This is a genomic window from Agrobacterium sp. K11 (assembly GCF_059429395.1).
This window is the reverse complement of record NZ_JCAHRB010000004.1, coordinates 1-17,187: the sequence shown is the minus strand read 5'-3', so window position 1 is coordinate 17,187 and position 17,187 is coordinate 1. Positions and strand designations below refer to the sequence as shown.

The following is a 17,187-nucleotide window of genomic DNA, read 5'->3' as shown; positions in this document are numbered from 1 at the left end:
ATTGCCGCGGGCAGCGGCCGCTGAAGGTACAGGTTCTCGTATGGCGTATGTTTCCCTTCCGCGTCGTCTTGTGACGTTGTTGATGATTTCCACGGTCATGGTGTCGTGTTCGGCGGAGGGCCTTGTGCCGCCGGCCGAGGTTGACGGCACGACGCGTGTCGGCGCCATCCGGTCGTCGCGGCAGCAAGGCTACAGCGCGCCGCCGGGTGCGGTCTATCAGGCCGAGCGGACCGGGCAGGCCACCAATTATCCCGCAGCCGTGTCACAGCCGATGCCGGAGCCTTATGCCTCGCAGGATCCCCTGCTGCAATCGCCACAGGGCGGCCAGGGCTATTCCACGCTGGATGGCCAGCATCAGGCGCGGATGGCCGCGAACGGCCAAAGCATGGCCTCCCCAGCCATGCCTAACCAGCAGGGCGCCGCAAATCAGATCGCCGAAGGCGAGGGCGGGGTGAACATGGATTCCATGCTGGGCGTGGAGCCGGTTCGCGGACTTGCGGAAGAGCAGGACGCCGATATTGCCGAAGGCGCTTCCGCCCAGCCGGTGGTGGACGGCATCGGCACCGACAATCCGGTTGCCGTTTCTCCCGCTCGCCGGCAACAAAGTGCGGGTCAGTCGCGGTTGATACCGCCACCGCCGCCCGGGTCTTCTTCCCGCCGCCAGCCGGTGGAGGAGGTCGCCATGTTGATGCCTAATGATCCGATGGCCCGCGACGGATTGCAAAGCAACCGCTCGGCCATGCCGCCCGGCGTCATGCCATCCTCGGAAGTGGCCTGTCGCTCCGAGCTGCGCCGTCTCGGCGTCGCCTTCCGCGATGTTGCGCGCATTGCAGATGGACCGACCTGCGGTATCGACTATCCGATCGAACTCAGCGGGCTTGCCAGCGGCGTTGCCATCCGCCCGGCCGTGAAGCTCAATTGCCAGGTCACGCTTGCCTTCGCCAAATGGGTAAAGTTCGAACTCGTGCCGTCCTCCCGCTTCCGTTACCTCTCAGGCGTCGGACGCATCACGCCCATGGGCGGTTATTCCTGCCGCAAGATGAATTCGCGCTCCAGCAATCCGTGGTCCGAACATGCGCGCGGCAACGCCATCGATATCGGCACCATAACGCTGAACAACGGGAAGGAGATTGACGTTCGCAGCAAGAACTTCTTCGCCTTCCGGGAAAAGGCGCTGCTGAAGGCAGTGAGGTCCGATAGCTGCAAATATTTCTCCACGGTTCTCGGGCCAGGCAGCGATCCCAACCACTGGAACCATTTCCACTTCGACCTGCGCACCCGCAAGTCCGGTTACAGGCATTGCGATTAGGGGGCGACGAGACGACACGGTGGTGCATTACGATAGGCGTGAGGCATTAGTTGTGGTGCGTCACGTCGACCCGTAACTTCCCGTCCGTCCCGGCGCTACCCGGAATGACGGAGTGGGGGATGTGGCCACATTACAATTTGGGCCTGTTGGGTTTGGTGCTAGCCGCCCAAAAAAAGACCGGCCCTAAGGCCGGTTGAAGAAGACTGCCTAAATCGGGGGATATCGGCGTCTTTGCAAGGGCATGCAATGGGAAGAAATCCCATAAAACGGTCCATCCGGTGCGGATATCCGGCAAAAAACATCGCGCCGTACTGACCTGCGGCCAACATGGCTTGCCGCCCTTTTCTGATACGCTATGAGCGTCACATGTTTGTGACAACGGCCCGCTGGAGCCTGCTTTCATGCCCCCTGTTTCAGAGATACTGATCTTTGCTTCGGCGCTTGCGGCCGCGGGCGTGGTCGCTGGACTTCTGGCGGGGCTGTTCGGCATTGGCGGCGGTGCTGTGCTGGTGCCGGTGTTCTACCATGTGTTCGGGCTTCTGGATGTGCCGGAGGCGGTGCGCATGCATCTGTCGCTTGGCACTTCGCTTGCCATCATCGTGCCGACTTCCATTCGTTCCTTCCTGACGCATCGCCAGAAAGGTGCCGTTGATATCGATCTCCTGAAGGGCTGGATCGTCGCCGTGCCGCTCGGCACCATCCTCGCATCTGTGGTGGCTGCGCATGCCTCGAGCGTCGCCCTGCGGCTGATCTTCGCTTTCATTGCGCTTGCGCTCGCCTTCCGGATGATCTTCAACCGGGCGAGCTGGCATCTCGGTTCAGACCTGCCGAAAAATCCGGTCCGCTTTCTGGTCGGCACCGGCATCGGCCTTCTGTCTGGCCTGATGGGTGTGGGCGGCGGGGTGATGAACAACACTTTCATGACGCTTTACGGACGCACCATCCATCAGGCGGTTGCCACATCCTCCGGTGTCGGAGTGCTTATTTCGCTGCCGGGTCTCCTCGGCTATATCTGGGCCGGCTGGGGTGATGCAGGTCTGCCGCCTTTTTCCACCGGCTTCATCAACTGGATCGCCGTCGCGCTGCTGATCCCCATCACGCTTGTCGTCGCGCCCTATGGCGCGCGGCTGGCGCATGCACTCAGCAAGAAGCAGCTGGAGCGGGCCTTCGGGGTGTTTCTGGTCTTCGTCGCGGCCCAGTTTTTCTACAGCGTCTACAGCTGATTTTCCCTCCCCGCCGAATGCAGTGTTCAGGCCGTTGGGCTGGCAATTGCGGGTTGTACGGCCTATATGGCGTGCATCTTACTCGTTTTTTCGAAAGATTCGCGATGAATGCCATTGTTTCGATACGGAATCTGACCAAATCCTACTCAAATGGCTTTCAGGCGCTCAAAGGTGTCAGCCTCGATATCAGAGAGGGGGAAATCCTTGCTCTTCTCGGGCCTAACGGAGCCGGCAAGACGACGCTGATCTCTATCATCTGCGGGCTTGTCAATCCGGGTGAAGGCTCGGTTCTCGTTGGCGGATATGATGTGGTGAAGGATTTTCGCCAGACGCGTGCCCTGATCGGCCTTGTGCCGCAGGAACTGACGACAGACCAGTTCGAGACCGTGTGGAACACCGTCAGCTTCTCGCGCGGTCTGCATGGGCAGAAGAAGAACCCCGAACTGATCGAGCGCGTCCTGAAATCGCTGTCGCTCTGGGACAAGAAGGACAATATGCTGCGGGAGCTTTCCGGCGGCATGAAGCGACGCGTGCTGATCGCCAAGGCGCTTGCGCACGAACCGAAGGTCCTCTTCCTCGACGAGCCGACGGCGGGTGTGGATGTTACCTTGCGCCGCGACATGTGGAATGTCGTTTCCGAGCTGCGCTCCAAGGGCGTCACAATCATTTTGACCACGCATTACATCGAGGAGGCGGAAGAGATCGCCGATCGAGTGGGCGTTATCAATGGCGGCCAATTGTTGCTGGTGGAAGAAAAGACCGCGCTGATGAAGAAGCTCGGCCGCAAGCAGCTTTTCCTTGAACTTTCGCAGCCGGTGGAGGCGTTGCCGGACAGTCTCTCATCTTTCGGCCTTTCGCTCTCGGATGACCGCAACACCATCACCTACGAGATCGAGGACAACGGCGAGCAGGGGCGCATTGCCGATCTGCTGACTGCGCTTTCCGGTGCCAACATCCATTTCAAGGATATTTCGACACGTCAAAGCTCTCTTGAGGATATTTTCGTCTCGCTGGTAGGAGACCAGAAATGAATTTCGAAGCCGTCAAGTCCATCTACCTGTTCGAAATGGCGCGCACCCGCCGCACCCTGTTGCAGAGTGTCGTGTCGCCCGTCATTTCCACCTCTCTCTATTTCATCGTTTTCGGAACGGCGATCGGTTCAAGGATTCAGGAGGTTGGCGGGGTTTCCTATGGCGCGTTCATAACGCCCGGCCTGATCATGCTGACGCTTTTGACGCAATGCATCAGCAACGGCTCTTTCGGCATCTATTTTCCGAAATTCACCGGCACGGTCTACGAGATATTGTCTGCGCCAGTGGCGATGACGGAAATTGTTGCCGGTTATGTCGGGGCGGCGGCGACCAAGGGGCTGATGATCGGCACGATCATCCTGATAACGGCCTCCTTCTTCGTGGATATCACCATCGCCCATCCGTTCATGATGATCCTGTTCTTTGTGCTGACGGCGGTGAGCTTCAGCCTGTTCGGCTTCATCATCGGCATCTGGGCCACGAATTTCGAGCAGCTGAACCTCATCCCGATGCTGGTGGTGCCGCCTCTGACATTCCTTGGCGGCAGCTTCTACTCCATCGACATGCTGCCGCCATTCTGGCAGACGGTCAGTCATTTCAACCCGGTGCTCTACCTCATCAGCGGTTTCCGCTGGAGCTTCTACGAGATCGCCGACGTCAATCCCGTCATCAGCCTGGCGATGATCACGCTGTTCCTCGCACTCTGCCTCGGTGTCGTCGGCTGGATGTTCAAGACCGGTTACCGGCTGCGCAACTGACCGGAAAGAGGTTTGCCGTGAATGTGATACGCCCGGTTTGCACCGGGCGTTTTCGTATTCGGATAGCGAGACGTTATTTTTGATCGCGAGCAGGAACTGTCTGCCCGGCAGGTTTCACCTGTCTCGCAATCTCAACTCATCGGTCTGCATCTGCATCGAACCAAGCGTCGACAGGAAGCTCATGCCGAGCAGGCTCTGGCCCAGTTGGCCATCCTGCGCGACGAGGGCGGGGATGTTGCTCCGCGCGATCGGGCCGATGCCGATCTCGGACAGGGTGACGGGCGCTGCCGCCGTGCGGCCGTTCGCGGTCATCACCGGCACGGTGTAGCGCAGTTTCGTGGTGTCGATGCCGATGGCGGCGGCATCGGCATTGGCCAGCACCACGGAGCTCGCGCCGGTATCGACCAGCATGTGGATCGTTTTGCCTTCAATGCTGACATTCGCCTCGAAATGGCCGCTCATCGATTTGTGTAGTATGATCTCCTGTTCGCCGCCAGCGGTCGTCACCACCACCGCGCGGCCGGGCATCAGGCCACCCAGCAGCCGGTCGGCGAAGGATTGCAGGTCGTAGCGATAGAGATAGACTGATACGAGGCCGAGGATAATCACGAGCCAGATGGCGAGTTGCCGGACAACGCTTGCGAAGCTGCCGCGGCTTCCCGCCAGAATGCCGACGGATAGCAAGCCCGCAATCGGCAGGAGATAGACGATCTGCCCGAATTTCTCGTTGTCGATGCCGAAGGTGCGGCCGCTGTCGTGATTGACGAGAAGCAGGCCGAGACCCACGGCCAGCAAGAGGAGAACGAAAGTCAGCCTGTTCATGCGGTGTGCGTCTCCCTGGAGGTGTCCTTGTCTGTTTTTGCCAGTCTTTCGGGAAGCGCCTGCATGATCATGCGGCGCTTTTCGTCGCTATAGGTTGCCCAGCCGCCGATCTCGTCCAGCGTGCGTCCGCAACCGATACAGAGGCTGTTTGTGGCGTCGAGGGAGCAGATATGAATGCAGGGTGTTTCCATGGGGATCTATATCAGTCTGTCACGTCGCAAGGGCAAGAGCGACGAGAGTAACGATCTCCGTGATCTGCTGGCTGGCGCCGATTGTGTCGCCGGTGTGGCCGCCGATCTTGCTGACACAGAGCCTGCCGAACAGCACCGTCGCGAGGCAGGCAGCCGCCAGAACGACTACGATCGACACAAAGGGCAGGGCATGCAGCGTGAAAAGCACGAGCAGCAGCAACCCTGTTGCGAGCGCGATGTTGCGCTCGCTTTCCCCGGGTTGGCCGGCGCCGGCGGCGATGCCGGAGGTTTTGGCGGCGGGCAGTGACTGCCAGTGCCATACCATCAGGGCGCGGCTCACCACCAGCGCGGCAATCAGGCAGGCGGCGGCGGTCTTGGCAGGCAGGGTTTCTATAAGCGATGCGAGTGCCGTGGCGCGCAGTGCAAAGGACAGGACCATGGCGATCGTGCCATAGCTGCCGATGCGACTGTCCTTCATGATCTCAAGCGTTTTCGGCTTGTCCTTGCCGCTGCCGAAGCCATCGGCCATATCCGCCAAGCCGTCTTCGTGCAACGCACCTGTTATGAGCGCGGTGACGGCGATGGCAAGCCAGCCGGTGAGCTGCGGTGAGGCGTCGAACTTCGCTAATGCCACCACGAGCACAGCAGCGGGCAGGGCGATCAGGAGGCCTGCGGCGGGAAAAGCGCGTGCTGTCCGTCGCATCGATGGACAGTCACCTTCACCGAAGAAGCGCGATGGGACCGGCAGGCGGCTGAGAAAGGCAACGGAATGCATGACATCTGTTATAAAATCCCCGGCCTTCATGCTCTCTCCGCTGCTGTGCTTGCATTTCCGGTTGTTCCGCGGCGCGTCCGCGATTATGAGAGGCGCAACAAAGACCGATTTGCCGGAAAACACAAGTTTCCGCCAACCCGACGACGAGAAAGACAGATACCATGAGCATGAGCGGATTGCCCTTCGACGATTTCCGCGCGCTGCTGCGCGAGCTTCCCGGCCCGGATACGCATGCGCTGGTCGCGGCCAAGGAGCGCAATGCGCAACTGACGAAACCGGCCGGTTCGCTCGGTCGGCTGGAAGAAATCGCCATGTGGCTTGCCGCATGGTCGGGCCGCTCGCCCGCCGTCACCCGTCCGCTGGTGGCGATTTTCGCCGGCAATCATGGCGTCACCCGGCACGGCATCACGCCCTATCCGACATCCGTGACGCAGCAGATGGTGGAGAATTTTGCGGCAGGCGGTGCGGCGATCAACCAGATTTGCGTCACCAACGATCTCGGTCTGAAGATTTTCGATCTGGCACTTGACTACCCGACCGGCGACATCACCTGCGAGCCTGCCCTTTCCGAGCGTGATTGCGCCGCCACCATGGCCTTCGGCATGGAGGCGATTGCTGGCGGTACCGACCTTCTCTGCGTTGGCGAAATGGGCATTGGCAACACCACCATCGCAGCGGCGATCAATCTGGCGCTCTATGGCGGTACGGCGGAAGAATGGACCGGTCCCGGTACCGGCTCCGAAGGCGAGGTCATGGCCCGCAAGATCGCGGCGGTGAAGGCTGCCGTGGAGTTCCACAAGGACCATCTGTCCGATCCGCTCGAAATCATGCGCCGTCTTGGTGGCCGTGAGATTGCGGCGATTGCCGGCGCGATCCTTGCCGCCCGCGTGCAGCGCATTCCTGTGCTGATCGACGGTTATGTGGCGACTGCCGCTGCCGCGCTGTTGAAGGCTGCCAATCCTTCCGCGCTCGACCATTGCCTGATCGGCCATGTCTCCGGTGAACCGGGCCATCTGGCTGCCGTCGAGAAACTTGGCAAGACGCCGCTTCTGGCGCTGGGCATGCGGCTTGGCGAGGGCACGGGTGCCGCTTTGGCCGCCGGCATCGTCAAGGCTGCCGCCGCCTGCCATTCCGGCATGGCGACTTTCGAAGCTGCCGGTGTCGATACTGGTACCCATTCCCACACTGAGCATTGAGGCCGAAGATGGACGCAACGCCGCAGAAGAAGCAACCGGAACCTGCCTTCCGTAAGGAAAAGGGATGGCGGCATCTTTTTGCTGCTGCCCGCTATTCCGTGCAGGGGCTTGGACGGCTGTGGCAGGAAGCGGCGTTCCGGCACGAGGTTCTCGCCTTCGGCGTCGGCCTTGCCCTGCTTCTGGTCGCCCGCGCGCCGTTTGCGCATCTTCTCGTCTTTACGGTGCTGATGCTGCTTTTGTTCGCGGTCGAGGCGCTCAATACCGCGATTGAGGAGTTGGTGGATCGCATCTCGCCGGAAATTTCTTCCGTCGGGCGGCACGCCAAGGATCTCGGTTCCTTCGCCGTCTTCTGCCTTTTGACGGCAAACGGATTTTTCGTGCTTTATTCGCTGGTGACGACGCTGTTCTTCTGAACGGCAGATTTGACGCTTAGGCGAAGGACCGGCGGCGTGGCTGGATGGCGTGGGTTTCCTCCACGGCTGGCAGGCTTTGCAGCACGCGTTTTGCCGGCAGGATGGCGATGCCTTCGGTGCCTTCACGCAATTTCGATTTCAGGATGAACTGGCCGTCATGCTTGGCAAGGATGGCCTGAACGATGGGCAGGCCGAGCCCGGTTCCCTGTTCGGCGCTCTTGATCGCGATCGATCCCTGACCGAAGGCCGACAGCACCACGGGGATCTCTTCCTCTGGAATGCCGGGGCCGTTGTCCTTGATCGACACATATTGCCCGCCACCCGCCGTCCAGCCTGCCTTCACGAGGATTTCACCGCCCTGCGGGGTGAATTTGACGGCGTTGGAGAGCAGGTTGAGGATGACCTGGCGGATCGATTTTTCATCCGCCCAGACCTGCGGCAGGCTGCTCTCGAACTGCTGCGAAATCCTGATGGTCTTGGCGCGGGCGCGAAGCTGGATCATGCCGATGCAATCTTCGGCGATCTCAAGCATCGAGACCGCTTCCTCATTGAGGTCGTAGCGGCCGGCCTCGATACGCGACAGGTCGAGGATTTCGTTGATGAGGTCGAGCAGATGCTGGCCGGAACGGTGGATGTCGCCGGAATATTCCTTGTAGAGCGGATTGTTGAGTGGACCGAGCACCTCCGCTGACATGACTTCGGAGAAGCCGAGAATGGCGTTGAGCGGGGTTCGCAGCTCGTGCGACATGGAGGCGAGAAAGCGCGATTTAGCCAGATTGGCCTCTTCCGCACGCCGCCGCGCCTCATCCGACATCGAGTTGGCGACTTCGAGTTCGGCGATCAGATCATCTTTTTCAGTTTGTGACGACAGCAGCTTGATGCTGGTCTGGTAAAGCCTGCTGGTGATGCGATGACAGAAAAGGATCGCCATGCCGAACATCAGGGCGAGGCCAACATCGAAGGGATCGCGGGAGACGACGGAGGTGACGCACAGCGCCGCCAGCACCGGCAGGAAGGTCATGAAGGTGGCCCGCCGCAGCATGAAATTGGCCATGGCGGTAAGCGAAAGCGCGATCAGCAGCGTCGCGCCCTTGAAGAAAAGAACGAGTGTCGGGTTGTTGCGCACCGGTTCGGCCAAGGCGAACATTGCCCAGGCGCAACCGATGAGGATCTGCATGGCAAGGAACAGATTGCGCCACTTCGGCAGATTTTCGGCCGTTATCCCCTGTTTGGCGGCTCTTTTGGCCAGCACAAGAGACATGGCATGGAAACTCAGCGCAATGAGCGACCAGATGATCAGCCCTATGTCACCCGTGATATACAAACCGATGATAGAGGCTAATACGATGAAAAGCGGCATGATCATCGCGCCCTGAAGGGCTTCTGCGATGTGCATCGTCAGCATTTCACGTTCATAGGCTTCGCTGCCGCCAGCGCCTTGCTGCAAGCGTTCACGCGTCGTCTTCACCGTGTCGAAAACAGCCTTGTTACGGTGCTTTCGTGAACGGTCGACGATGATCTTATCGGTGGACGTGCTGACGCTTTTACTCATTGTTACAACGCAGGTGACATGAACCCTTTGCAGGCTACGCACAAAATCTTAAGAAGATGCTGCCGTGAAAGGATTTGTTTGCCATTTCTGACAAGGGTTTGTTGTGACATGAGACGAAATGGAGGCAGGCGCGGCTTTTTCTCGACGTTTCGCAACGGCGGGCTTTTCCTTGCCACCGTTTTTCTCGGCATTCTGATTGCCGCCAAGCTCGATCAGATCAATAGCGAGACCCATACCGGCCGTTTCTTTGTGATCGATGGCGATACGCTTTCAAAGGGCGAGGACCGGTTCAGGCTGCTCGGCATCGATGCGCCGGAGCTTTCGCAGACGTGCCGACGCGGCAGCGAAACCTGGCCATGCGGCGCGGAGGCGCGCCGCGTTCTGCAACAGATGATCGAAGGCCCGACATTTTCCTGTTCCGGCAGTTCCAGGGACCGTTACGGACGTCTGCTAGTCTATTGCTCGGCGGGAGACCGGGATGTGTCCTCGGAAATGGTGGCGTCGGGTTTTGCCATCGCTTCAGGTTATTTCCAGTTCTCCGGCGAACAGGCGCTGGCGCGCAAAGAAGCTCGCGGCATATGGGCCGGAGAATTCGAAAAACCGGCAGAGTGGCGGCGCGAACATCGCGCAGCGGATTTGCAAACGCCCGCAGCGGGTTTCCTCACCATCATCCGTCATCTTCTGGGATGGAATCATGGCTGAGGCGGATCGAGCCCTGCCGATGAATGACGACGGGTTGGACGGGCTGCGGCGCGCGATTGCCCTCTGTCGCATCTGTCGCGACACCCCAACCTACGGACGCCTGCCGCACGAACCCCGACCGGTCGTGGTGATGTCGACCAGGGCGCGTATCCTGATTGCAGGGCAGGCCCCGGGGCTTCGCGTGCATGAAACGGGTGTGCCTTTCAACGATGCCTCCGGCGACAGGCTGCGCCAGTGGCTGAATGTTGATCGTAAGACATTCTACGATCCGGACCGCTTCGCCATCGTGCCCATGGGGTTCTGTTTCCCCGGCTATGACGACAAGGGCAGTGACCTGCCGCCTCGACGCGAATGTGCGCCGCAATGGCGGGAGAAGGTGCTGGCGGCGATGCCGCAGGTGGAGTTGGTCCTTGCCATCGGTCAATATGCCCAGGCCTTTCATCTCGGCGAAAGACGGCGGAAAACCATGACCGAGACCGTGTACGACTGGCGCAGCTATTTTCATTCAAATTCGGGACCGGCCATTTTACCGCTGCCGCATCCAAGCTGGCGCAACACCGGCTGGCTGAAGAAGAATCCGTGGTTTACCGAGGAGCTGCTTCCTGTTCTGCGAGAACATGTGGAAATGCGACTTTAGTGAAACAATTTTCTGTTTTTCTCTAAAAATTAGTGTATTGAAAGGAAATTAATTCAGGAGGGTAGACGCATTGGATCGCCTAGACCGTAAGATTTTGCGCATTCTGCAAGAGGATTCCACGCTGGCTGTCGCTGATCTGGCGAAAAAGGTCGGCCTTTCCACGACGCCCTGTTGGCGGCGTATCCAGAAGATGGAAGAGGACGGTGTCATCCGCCGGCGCGTTGCGCTGCTGGATCCGGTCAAGGTCAACACCAAGGTCACCGTTTTCGTCTCCATCCGCACTGCCTCCCATTCCATCGAATGGCTGAAGCGGTTTTCCGAGGTGGTGTCCGAGTTCCCCGAAGTCGTCGAGTTTTACCGCATGAGCGGCGATGTCGATTATCTGCTGCGCGTTGTCGTGCCTGACATCGCGGCTTATGACGCTTTCTACAAGCGCATGATCGCCAAGATCGAAATTCGTGACGTGTCGTCTGCCTTTGCGATGGAACAGATCAAATATACGACGGAACTGCCGCTCGATTACATGCTGCTGGATAATCCCAAATCCGGCGAGGAATGATCCCGGCTGATCAGGCTTTTTGAACAATGCCCTTCCCGGCTGCCGGGGAGGGCATTTTTCGTTGCGCAGTTTGCTTTTCCGCAAGCACTCAAGTCGGCCATCCGGCGGTTGTCCGGGGAATGCACACTCCTGGCGTGCCGAGGCGGCCAGGCAATCTTATTCCGCCTGCGACGGCAAATTAGCACATTCAATTCTCTTTGCACTGGTGCCGCGCAAAGTGGGATTTTGATAAAATCACTCGAATATCTACGCTTTGTATATCTGATGATGGCAACAGTGAAGGATATCCACATGCTCACACGACGCGGAACATTGGGACTGATTGCGGGTGCAACGGGGGCGGCGTTCCTGCCGCATATCCGACGGGCTGGAGCCGCGACCACCACATTACGGATCGGCTGGCAGAAGAATGGCGTGATCGCGTTGGCAAAGAGCCAGGGCGCGCTTGAAGCGCTGTTGAAGGATCGCGGCATTGAGGTCAAATGGTCGGAGTTCTCCTCCGGGCCGCCGCTTCTTGAAGCGCTGGGCGCAGGTGCGCTGGATATCGGACCGACGGGCGATGTGCCGCCGCTTTTCGCGCAGGCTGCCGGTGGCAATCTGCGCTATGTGGGAACTTACAAGGGCGCCGCCGGCGGATCGGCAATCCTTGTGCAGAAGGATTCGCCGCTGAAGACGCTGGCCGACCTCAAGGGCAAGAAGGTGGCTTTCAAGCGCGGCTCCAGCGCCCATAACGTTACTGTCAAAGCATTGCGAAAGGCCGGTCTGACGCTGAACGACATAACATCCATCGACCTTGCCCCGCCGGATGCGGCGGCCGCTTTCCGCAGCGGCAGCATCGATGCCTGGTCGATCTGGGATCCTTATTTTGCCGTGGCGGAAAAGGAGCCGACGACACGAGTTCTCGCGACTGCCGAAGGTATTGTCGATCCCTGGAGCTATTTCCTCGCCAATGGCGACTTCGTGGAAAGCAATCCCGACCTCGTGCCGCTGCTCCTCAAGGAACTCGCAAGCGTCGGCGCAAAGGCTCAGGCCAACATCGATGAGACTGCAAAATTGCTGGCGGCGATAACCGGCGTCCCGCAGGATGTAACCAAGGTGTCGCTGACGCGTCCGGGAGCGGATCTGGGGCGTGTCTCGCTGGTTTCGGATGAGGCCATCAGCTATCAGCAGGCGCTGGCCGACGAGTTCTACGATCTGAAAATCGTGCCAAAGAAACTCAAGGTTACCGATATCGTCTGGCGTCCGAAAGCGAGTTGATCCGGGCGAAAGCTGAGTCTCTTCAATCGTCTGGCTGTTGTTGCTGAGAGATTGATTCAGGCAAGCGCTCCATGTCAGGAGCGCTTGCCTCTACCTCAGCCCTTGAGCCTGGCAATCACCAGATGGCCGGGTGTGGGGTTGCCGTCCTGCATGCGCACGTTGATATCGGTGACTTCGACTATGTCGAAACCGGTCGCTGCCAGTCTTTCCCGAACATAGGTTTCGGCGTGGGCGAAACGCTGGTGCGGGCCTACCATATAGGGGCGTCCGGCCATGGTTGCTTCGGGCAGCGTTTCCGACGAGAAGATCAGCAGGCCACCAGGGACGAGGTTTTCAGCGGCGCCGAAAAACAGCGGTTCCAGCGCGCCGAGATAGGGCAGCACATCGGTTGCGGTGATGATGTCGAAGGGCTCGTCGTCATTGTCTTCGAGAAAGTCCTCGGCTTCGGCGACATAGAGCGTCTCGTAGAGGTCCTTCTCATGGGCGATCTCGACCATGTTTTCGGAAATGTCGATGCCGGTGATGTCATCAGCCATGTCGCGCAGCGCTTCGCCGGTGAGGCCGGTGCCGCAGCCGAGATCGAGCAGGCGCTTGAAGGGGCCGAGTTCAAGCGTTTGCAGGCGCTGGCGCACCATCATCGGCACTGCATAACCGAGCTGTTCGACAAGAATATCCTCGAAGGCTTCGGCGTGCTGGTCGAACAGGGTTTCGACATAGGCGTCGGGCGCTTTGGAAGGCGGTTCGCCGCGGCCCATGGCGGCGATGCGAACGGCTGCGCCACCGTGATCGTCCGGATCGATGGCCAGAACCTCTTCATAGGCCTTCACCGCCGCGTCAACATCGCCGGCCTTTTCAAGCGCGAGCGCGCGGTTATAGGCTTCGGCAAGCGCCTCTTCGTCAATTTTCTGGTTCTTCGTCATCGTGCAGTATCCGTCAGCATCTTCAGTTGAAGTCTGCTGTAAGCCGCAAGACGGACGGGCGCAATGCTTATGTGGCGATGGGCCTCAGTGGAGAATGAACTCTCCTTTCAATGCGCGCCATTCCTGCGCCGAGATCACCTGCCGGTGCACATAGCGGACCGAGTGCAACGGACCGTCTAGCTTTTCCTGCCAGAATTTGAGGAAACCGTGCATTTCGGGGAAATCCGGGGCGAGATCATAGTCCTGCCAGACATAGGTCTGGAGAACCAGCGGATGGTCCGGCATGCGATAAAAAATCTGGGCGGTGGTGAGGCCGTAGCCCCTCAGCATCATTTCCATTTCCTTGTTCATGTCGGCTGTTCCCGTTCTCATGATTGCCGATCACAGCGTTGTCGCTGTATCTGATATGGGAACACGACAGGGTTAACCCAACCTTGCCAAAGGTCTGGGTTGTCACAAAATAGTTATATTTTTCAAAATGTTGGCAGTCTTCTCTGTTGAGTGCTGCCAACGGTGTCCCTAGCGCTTGAGATGGCGCGTCAGGCGGGCTTCGAGCCATGCCCAGACATGCCGGAGCGTCTCGACGATCGTCAGGTAGAAGATCGCCGCCCAGAGATAGGCCTGATAATCGAATGTGCGGGAGAAGGCGTAGCGCGTCTGTCCCATCAGGTCGAAGACCGTGACGATGGAGACCACTGCCGAACCCTTGATCATCAGGATGATCTCGTTGCCGTAGGGGCGCAGCGCCACGATGAGGGCCTGCGGCAGAATGACCTTGCGGAAGGTGATGAATTTCGACAGGCCGAGCGAGGCCGCACCTTCAATCTGGCCGCGTGGCACGCTTCGGATCGCGCCCCTCAGAATTTCGGCCTGATAGGCGGCGGTGTTGAGGGTGAGCGACAAGAGGCCGCAATACCAGGCCTCGCGGAAGAACCACCATAGGCCAACGGTTTCCAGCCCCTGACGGAAACTGCCGAGGCCGTAATAGATCAGGAAAAGCTGCGCCAGCAGCGGGGTGCTGCGAAAGACGTAGACATAGGCATAGGCCAGCGCGCTGATGACGCGATTTTCCGACATGCGGGCGAAGGCGATCGGCACCGAGAGAATTGCGCCGAGGATGATCGAACTGCCAACCAGCGTAATGGTGGTGATGAGGCCATCGATATAACGCGGCCCGTAACGTTCGAATTTCGCCCAGTCCCAGCCTTCGATCATCGCAAAGATCAGCCCGGCGGCCAGCAGCAGCCAGAGCGTTATGACGGCGATGCCGACGACGCGCGATATGTTGAGGGGCTTGTCTGTGGCGACCGGCGCGGGGCGCGGCGGGATGAGTTCCTGAACATGGCTCATCGGCTTGCCTCCGACTTGCGCGACCAGCGATCGATGAAGCCGATGCCGATGGAGGAGAGCAGAGCGAGGATGAGGTAGAGCAGGCAGGCGATGCCGTAGAAGAAGAAGGCTTCCTTGCTGACGCGGGCAGCGATGCCGGTCTGGCGCACGATATCGGCAAGGCCGATGATCGAGACGTAAGAGGTATCCTTGAGCAGAATGACCCAAAGGTTGGTCATGCCGGGCAGGGCGATCCTGACCAGCTGCGGAATGATGACGAGCACCATGGTGTGGCCGCGCGAGAGGCCGAGTGCATGGCCCGCCTCATATTGGCCCTTTGGGATGGCCTTGAAGGCGGATAGCAACACTTCCGAGGAATAGGACGAAAACACCACTGACAGCGCGACCATGCCCGCCACAAAGGCGTTGATCTCTACCGGGCCGGTTATCCCGACATAACCGGCGGCCGATTGCAGCAGCATCTGTATGCCGTAATAGACGATGAACAGCGTCAGGAGTTCCGGCAGGCCGCGGAAGATGGTGGTATAGACACCGGCCGCCAGCCGCAGCGATTTTTCCTCCGATTGCGCGGCGAGCGCAATGAGGAAACCGATCACAAGCCCGACGGGCAGGGTGGCGAGCGCCAGCGAGATCGTGACCTTGACGCCGAAGGCGATTTCGTCGCCCCAGCCGGCATCGCCACAGGTGACGAGGGTGCCGTTTCCGAAAAGCGTGAAGAGACCGACCGGCCCACAGAAAGGGTCGAGAAGTGTCGAGACATAGGTCCAGAACGCACCTATGGCGGAAAATGCTCCGCTCATGCCAGTTTTCCCCCGCGGTCTTAAGCCGCCGTGATTGTTATGGTTACGTTTTCAAACAAAAATGGCGGAAGGGCAAGCCTTCCGCCACCAGATTTCAACAGGCGACGCGCCGCTTACTGGCCGTAAACGTCGAAATCGAAGTATTTCTTGTTGATTTCCTGGTACTTGCCGTTGGCGCGGATGCCGGCGATGGCAGCCGTGAACTTGTCGGCGAGCGCCGTATCGCCCTTGCGAACGGCTACGCCTGCACCATTGCCGTTGATCTCGACATCCACCGGAAGCGGCGTCAGGATCTTGCAGCACTTGCCTGCATCCGACTTCAGCCACTCCGACAGGACGACGATATCGTCGATGACGGCGTCGATGCGGCCGTTGGCGATGTCGAGCTTATATTCGTCGGCGGTCGGGTACATTTTCAGGTCGGAACCCGGGAAGTGCTTTTCGGCATAGTTGGAGTGAGTCGTGGAACCCTGAGCGCCGAGCGACTTGCCCTTCAGGTCGTCGACGGACTTGATCGGCGAATCCTTCGGTACGGCGATTGCCGGCGGGGTGTTGTAATATTTCTTGGAGAAATCGACCTTCTGGAGACGCTCCGGCGTGATCGACATGGACGCGATGATGGCGTCGAACTTCTTTGCCTGCAGGGCGGGGATGATGCCGTCCCAGTCATTGGTGACGAAGGTGCATTCAGCCTTCATTTCGACGCACAGCGCCTTGGCGATGTCGATGTCGAAGCCGGTCAACGTACCGTCGGCTTCCAGATTGTTGAAGGGCGGGTAGGCGCCTTCCGTGCCGATCACGATCTTGTCCTGCGCGAGGGCCGCGCCGGAAAACAGGGAGATGGCGGCAATCGATACGGCTGCGAGCAGACGGGTGGAAATAGGCATTTCGATCCTCTCTTTTGGTCGTTCATCCGCAGTCTGTTGTTGTTTTCAGTGCGGACGTCGTGAGCGCAGGCGCAACAGAACGGTTTGACATTCGTGGCCTTCAGCGCGCGGCAATTATTCGTCCGGTTGGTCAAAAAATGCAACTGCAATATTAGCGCCCTCTTTTTCGTCGCGGAGCTTTCACGAAATGGCCTTGATCTGTTCATTTCCGGTACAGAACGCTTTGGTCATCATGGGAACCGAAGCGTATGCAAGGCGTTGACCAGCGCCTGCACGCGCGGCCGGATTCACAATGTCGCGGCATAAGCGGCGTACAACGATTGGCAGATGAGGAAGCACCGATGCTGAAGAAGAACACATTGCTGACGGGGGTGGTTTTCCCCCTCATGTCGCTGGCGATCGCGGTGGAGCCGGCCGCCGCCGGTTATGCCGGCGCCGCACGGACGCAAACGCAAATGCCCCAGGCACAGGCCCCGGTGATATTGGCACAGGCGCAGCCGCAAGCGGAGGAGCAGAACCCGGAAGAGCTGCTGCGCAAGCAACGCCAGCAAGCAGAAGAGGCGCAGCCGAAGCCAGAGCCAGAGCCGAAAAAGCAGGAGCAGGCTCCGGAACCGCAGCGCGAACAGCCGAAGGCTGAAGCTGCACCGGCCGAACCGCGTCCTGAACCCAAGCGTGAAGCTCAGCCCGAGCCGCAACGCGAGCCTCAGCCAGAACCGAAACGGCAACCGCAGCAGCGCGAAGCCCAACCGGAACCGGCGCCAGCTGAACAGCCACCCGCCCGCAAGCAGCGCCCGCAGCCTGAGCC

General features: G+C 59.6%; 19 protein-coding genes and 1 pseudogene. 11 read left to right on the top strand and 9 right to left on the bottom strand.

The annotated features are described in order from the left end of the window. Positions 1-40: 40 nt before the first annotated feature. From AC5SEO_RS09730 to AC5SEO_RS09715, 4 genes are all read left to right on the top strand, one after another. Positions 41-1,309, top strand: coding sequence for an extensin-like domain-containing protein (locus AC5SEO_RS09730; protein WP_025593934.1), 1,269 nt, complete (start codon positions 41-43; stop codon positions 1,307-1,309). Positions 1,310-1,710: 401 nt separating this feature from the next. Continuing rightward, the gene (locus tag AC5SEO_RS09725) at positions 1,711-2,532 is read left to right on the top strand and encodes a sulfite exporter TauE/SafE family protein (RefSeq protein ID WP_013636424.1); all 822 of its coding nucleotides are present in this window, start codon (positions 1,711-1,713) and stop codon (positions 2,530-2,532) included. A gap of 104 nt (positions 2,533-2,636) precedes the next feature. Further along, positions 2,637-3,563 (top strand): ABC transporter ATP-binding protein, encoded by a 927-nt coding sequence (locus AC5SEO_RS09720; protein ID WP_019567066.1) that lies wholly within the window; start codon positions 2,637-2,639, stop codon positions 3,561-3,563. Then, the gene (locus AC5SEO_RS09715) at positions 3,560-4,321 is read left to right on the top strand and encodes an ABC transporter permease (protein WP_003516094.1); all 762 of its coding nucleotides are present in this window, start codon (positions 3,560-3,562) and stop codon (positions 4,319-4,321) included. The genes AC5SEO_RS09720 and AC5SEO_RS09715 overlap by 4 nt, the downstream gene beginning before the upstream one ends. A 114-nt stretch (positions 4,322-4,435) precedes the next feature. On the opposite strand, the gene AC5SEO_RS09710 is transcribed toward AC5SEO_RS09715, so the two are convergent. From AC5SEO_RS09710 to AC5SEO_RS09700, 3 genes are read right to left on the bottom strand one after another with little or no spacing between them, the layout of a single operon-like run. Next, positions 4,436-5,143: a TIGR02281 family clan AA aspartic protease gene (locus AC5SEO_RS09710; protein ID WP_003516092.1), complete on the bottom strand. Its 708-nt coding sequence runs from the start codon at positions 5,141-5,143 to the stop codon at positions 4,436-4,438. After that, positions 5,140-5,334, bottom strand: a complete 195-nt coding sequence (locus AC5SEO_RS09705) for a DUF1289 domain-containing protein (RefSeq protein WP_013636422.1) — start codon at positions 5,332-5,334, stop codon at positions 5,140-5,142. Before AC5SEO_RS09705 ends, AC5SEO_RS09710 begins: the two co-directional genes overlap by 4 nt. A gap of 19 nt (positions 5,335-5,353) precedes the next feature. Next, positions 5,354-6,139: an adenosylcobinamide-GDP ribazoletransferase gene (locus tag AC5SEO_RS09700; RefSeq protein WP_236771226.1), complete on the bottom strand. Its 786-nt coding sequence runs from the start codon at positions 6,137-6,139 to the stop codon at positions 5,354-5,356. Positions 6,140-6,270: 131 nt separating this feature from the next. On the opposite strand from AC5SEO_RS09700, the gene cobT reads away from it, so the two are divergent. Both cobT and AC5SEO_RS09690 read left to right on the top strand, forming a co-directional pair. Continuing rightward, positions 6,271-7,305 carry a nicotinate-nucleotide--dimethylbenzimidazole phosphoribosyltransferase gene (gene cobT / locus AC5SEO_RS09695; RefSeq protein ID WP_003516086.1) on the top strand — a complete coding sequence of 345 codons (1,035 nt, stop codon included), beginning with the start codon at positions 6,271-6,273 and terminating at the stop codon, positions 7,303-7,305. A gap of 8 nt (positions 7,306-7,313) precedes the next feature. Then, on the top strand, positions 7,314-7,718 hold the full coding sequence (locus tag AC5SEO_RS09690; RefSeq protein ID WP_174068490.1) for a diacylglycerol kinase: 405 nt from the start codon (positions 7,314-7,316) through the stop codon (positions 7,716-7,718). A gap of 16 nt (positions 7,719-7,734) precedes the next feature. Here the strand turns inward: AC5SEO_RS09690 and pdhS2 are convergent, their stop codons facing one another. Beyond that, positions 7,735-9,270, bottom strand: coding sequence for a two-component system sensor histidine kinase PdhS2 (pdhS2, locus tag AC5SEO_RS09685; RefSeq protein WP_025593930.1), 1,536 nt, complete (start codon positions 9,268-9,270; stop codon positions 7,735-7,737). A gap of 108 nt (positions 9,271-9,378) precedes the next feature. Between pdhS2 and AC5SEO_RS09680 the strand changes: the two genes are divergently transcribed. The 4 genes from AC5SEO_RS09680 to AC5SEO_RS09665 all read left to right on the top strand — a co-directional run bounded on the left by AC5SEO_RS09680 (position 9,379) and on the right by AC5SEO_RS09665 (position 12,425). Continuing rightward, entirely contained in the window at positions 9,379-9,972 is a 594-nt protein-coding gene (locus AC5SEO_RS09680; RefSeq protein WP_174068489.1) for a thermonuclease family protein, read from the top strand. Positions 9,973-9,991: 19 nt separating this feature from the next. Next, a complete protein-coding gene (locus AC5SEO_RS09675) occupies positions 9,992-10,609 on the top strand; it encodes a uracil-DNA glycosylase family protein (RefSeq protein ID WP_174068628.1) in 618 nt (205 codons plus the stop codon). A 70-nt stretch (positions 10,610-10,679) separates the two neighbouring features. Next, positions 10,680-11,168 carry an Lrp/AsnC family transcriptional regulator gene (locus AC5SEO_RS09670; protein WP_003507846.1) on the top strand — a complete coding sequence of 163 codons (489 nt, stop codon included), beginning with the start codon at positions 10,680-10,682 and terminating at the stop codon, positions 11,166-11,168. A 291-nt stretch (positions 11,169-11,459) separates the two neighbouring features. Beyond that, positions 11,460-12,425, top strand: coding sequence for an aliphatic sulfonate ABC transporter substrate-binding protein (locus tag AC5SEO_RS09665; RefSeq protein WP_003516074.1), 966 nt, complete (start codon positions 11,460-11,462; stop codon positions 12,423-12,425). Between the two features lie 95 nt (positions 12,426-12,520). Here the strand turns inward: AC5SEO_RS09665 and AC5SEO_RS09660 are convergent, their stop codons facing one another. The 5 genes from AC5SEO_RS09660 to AC5SEO_RS09640 form a co-directional block, all read right to left on the bottom strand. Further along, on the bottom strand, positions 12,521-13,345 hold the full coding sequence (locus AC5SEO_RS09660; protein ID WP_013636415.1) for a class I SAM-dependent methyltransferase: 825 nt from the start codon (positions 13,343-13,345) through the stop codon (positions 12,521-12,523). An 84-nt stretch (positions 13,346-13,429) separates the two neighbouring features. Further along, positions 13,430-13,696: an usg protein gene (locus AC5SEO_RS09655; RefSeq protein WP_003516070.1), complete on the bottom strand. Its 267-nt coding sequence runs from the start codon at positions 13,694-13,696 to the stop codon at positions 13,430-13,432. Between the two features lie 168 nt (positions 13,697-13,864). Beyond that, positions 13,865-14,695, bottom strand: coding sequence for an ABC transporter permease (locus AC5SEO_RS09650; RefSeq protein WP_025593926.1), 831 nt, complete (start codon positions 14,693-14,695; stop codon positions 13,865-13,867). Continuing rightward, positions 14,692-15,495: an ABC transporter permease gene (locus AC5SEO_RS09645; protein ID WP_003516067.1), complete on the bottom strand. Its 804-nt coding sequence runs from the start codon at positions 15,493-15,495 to the stop codon at positions 14,692-14,694. Before AC5SEO_RS09645 ends, AC5SEO_RS09650 begins: the two co-directional genes overlap by 4 nt. 113 nt (positions 15,496-15,608) lie before the next feature. After that, complete coding sequence (locus AC5SEO_RS09640; protein ID WP_003516066.1) at positions 15,609-16,382, bottom strand: ABC transporter substrate-binding protein; 774 nt, start codon at positions 16,380-16,382, stop codon at positions 15,609-15,611. Between the two features lie 341 nt (positions 16,383-16,723). On the opposite strand from AC5SEO_RS09640, the pseudogene AC5SEO_RS09635 reads away from it, so the two are divergent. Beyond that, a pseudogene (locus AC5SEO_RS09635) lies at positions 16,724-17,187 on the top strand (OmpA family protein); the annotation flags it as partial.

Bases quoted from the DNA above. Each gene is read 5' to 3' on its own strand.
- AC5SEO_RS09730 (WP_025593934.1), top strand. From the start codon at position 41: ATGGCGTATGTTTCCCTTCCGCGTCGTCTTGTGACGTTGTTGATGATT.
- AC5SEO_RS09725 (WP_013636424.1), top strand. From the start codon at position 1,711: ATGCCCCCTGTTTCAGAGATACTGATCTTTGCTTCGGCGCTTGCGGCC.
- AC5SEO_RS09720 (WP_019567066.1), top strand. From the start codon at position 2,637: ATGAATGCCATTGTTTCGATACGGAATCTGACCAAATCCTACTCAAAT.
- AC5SEO_RS09715 (WP_003516094.1), top strand. From the start codon at position 3,560: ATGAATTTCGAAGCCGTCAAGTCCATCTACCTGTTCGAAATGGCGCGC.
- AC5SEO_RS09710 (WP_003516092.1), bottom strand. From the start codon at position 5,143: ATGAACAGGCTGACTTTCGTTCTCCTCTTGCTGGCCGTGGGTCTCGGC.
- AC5SEO_RS09705 (WP_013636422.1), bottom strand. From the start codon at position 5,334: ATGGAAACACCCTGCATTCATATCTGCTCCCTCGACGCCACAAACAGC.
- AC5SEO_RS09700 (WP_236771226.1), bottom strand. From the start codon at position 6,139: ATGAAGGCCGGGGATTTTATAACAGATGTCATGCATTCCGTTGCCTTT.
- cobT (WP_003516086.1), top strand. From the start codon at position 6,271: ATGAGCATGAGCGGATTGCCCTTCGACGATTTCCGCGCGCTGCTGCGC.
- AC5SEO_RS09690 (WP_174068490.1), top strand. From the start codon at position 7,314: ATGGACGCAACGCCGCAGAAGAAGCAACCGGAACCTGCCTTCCGTAAG.
- pdhS2 (WP_025593930.1), bottom strand. From the start codon at position 9,270: ATGAGTAAAAGCGTCAGCACGTCCACCGATAAGATCATCGTCGACCGT.
- AC5SEO_RS09680 (WP_174068489.1), top strand. From the start codon at position 9,379: ATGAGACGAAATGGAGGCAGGCGCGGCTTTTTCTCGACGTTTCGCAAC.
- AC5SEO_RS09675 (WP_174068628.1), top strand. From the start codon at position 9,992: ATGAATGACGACGGGTTGGACGGGCTGCGGCGCGCGATTGCCCTCTGT.
- AC5SEO_RS09665 (WP_003516074.1), top strand. From the start codon at position 11,460: ATGCTCACACGACGCGGAACATTGGGACTGATTGCGGGTGCAACGGGG.
- AC5SEO_RS09660 (WP_013636415.1), bottom strand. From the start codon at position 13,345: ATGACGAAGAACCAGAAAATTGACGAAGAGGCGCTTGCCGAAGCCTAT.
- AC5SEO_RS09655 (WP_003516070.1), bottom strand. From the start codon at position 13,696: ATGAACAAGGAAATGGAAATGATGCTGAGGGGCTACGGCCTCACCACC.
- AC5SEO_RS09650 (WP_025593926.1), bottom strand. From the start codon at position 14,695: ATGAGCCATGTTCAGGAACTCATCCCGCCGCGCCCCGCGCCGGTCGCC.
- AC5SEO_RS09645 (WP_003516067.1), bottom strand. From the start codon at position 15,495: ATGAGCGGAGCATTTTCCGCCATAGGTGCGTTCTGGACCTATGTCTCG.
- AC5SEO_RS09640 (WP_003516066.1), bottom strand. From the start codon at position 16,382: ATGCCTATTTCCACCCGTCTGCTCGCAGCCGTATCGATTGCCGCCATC.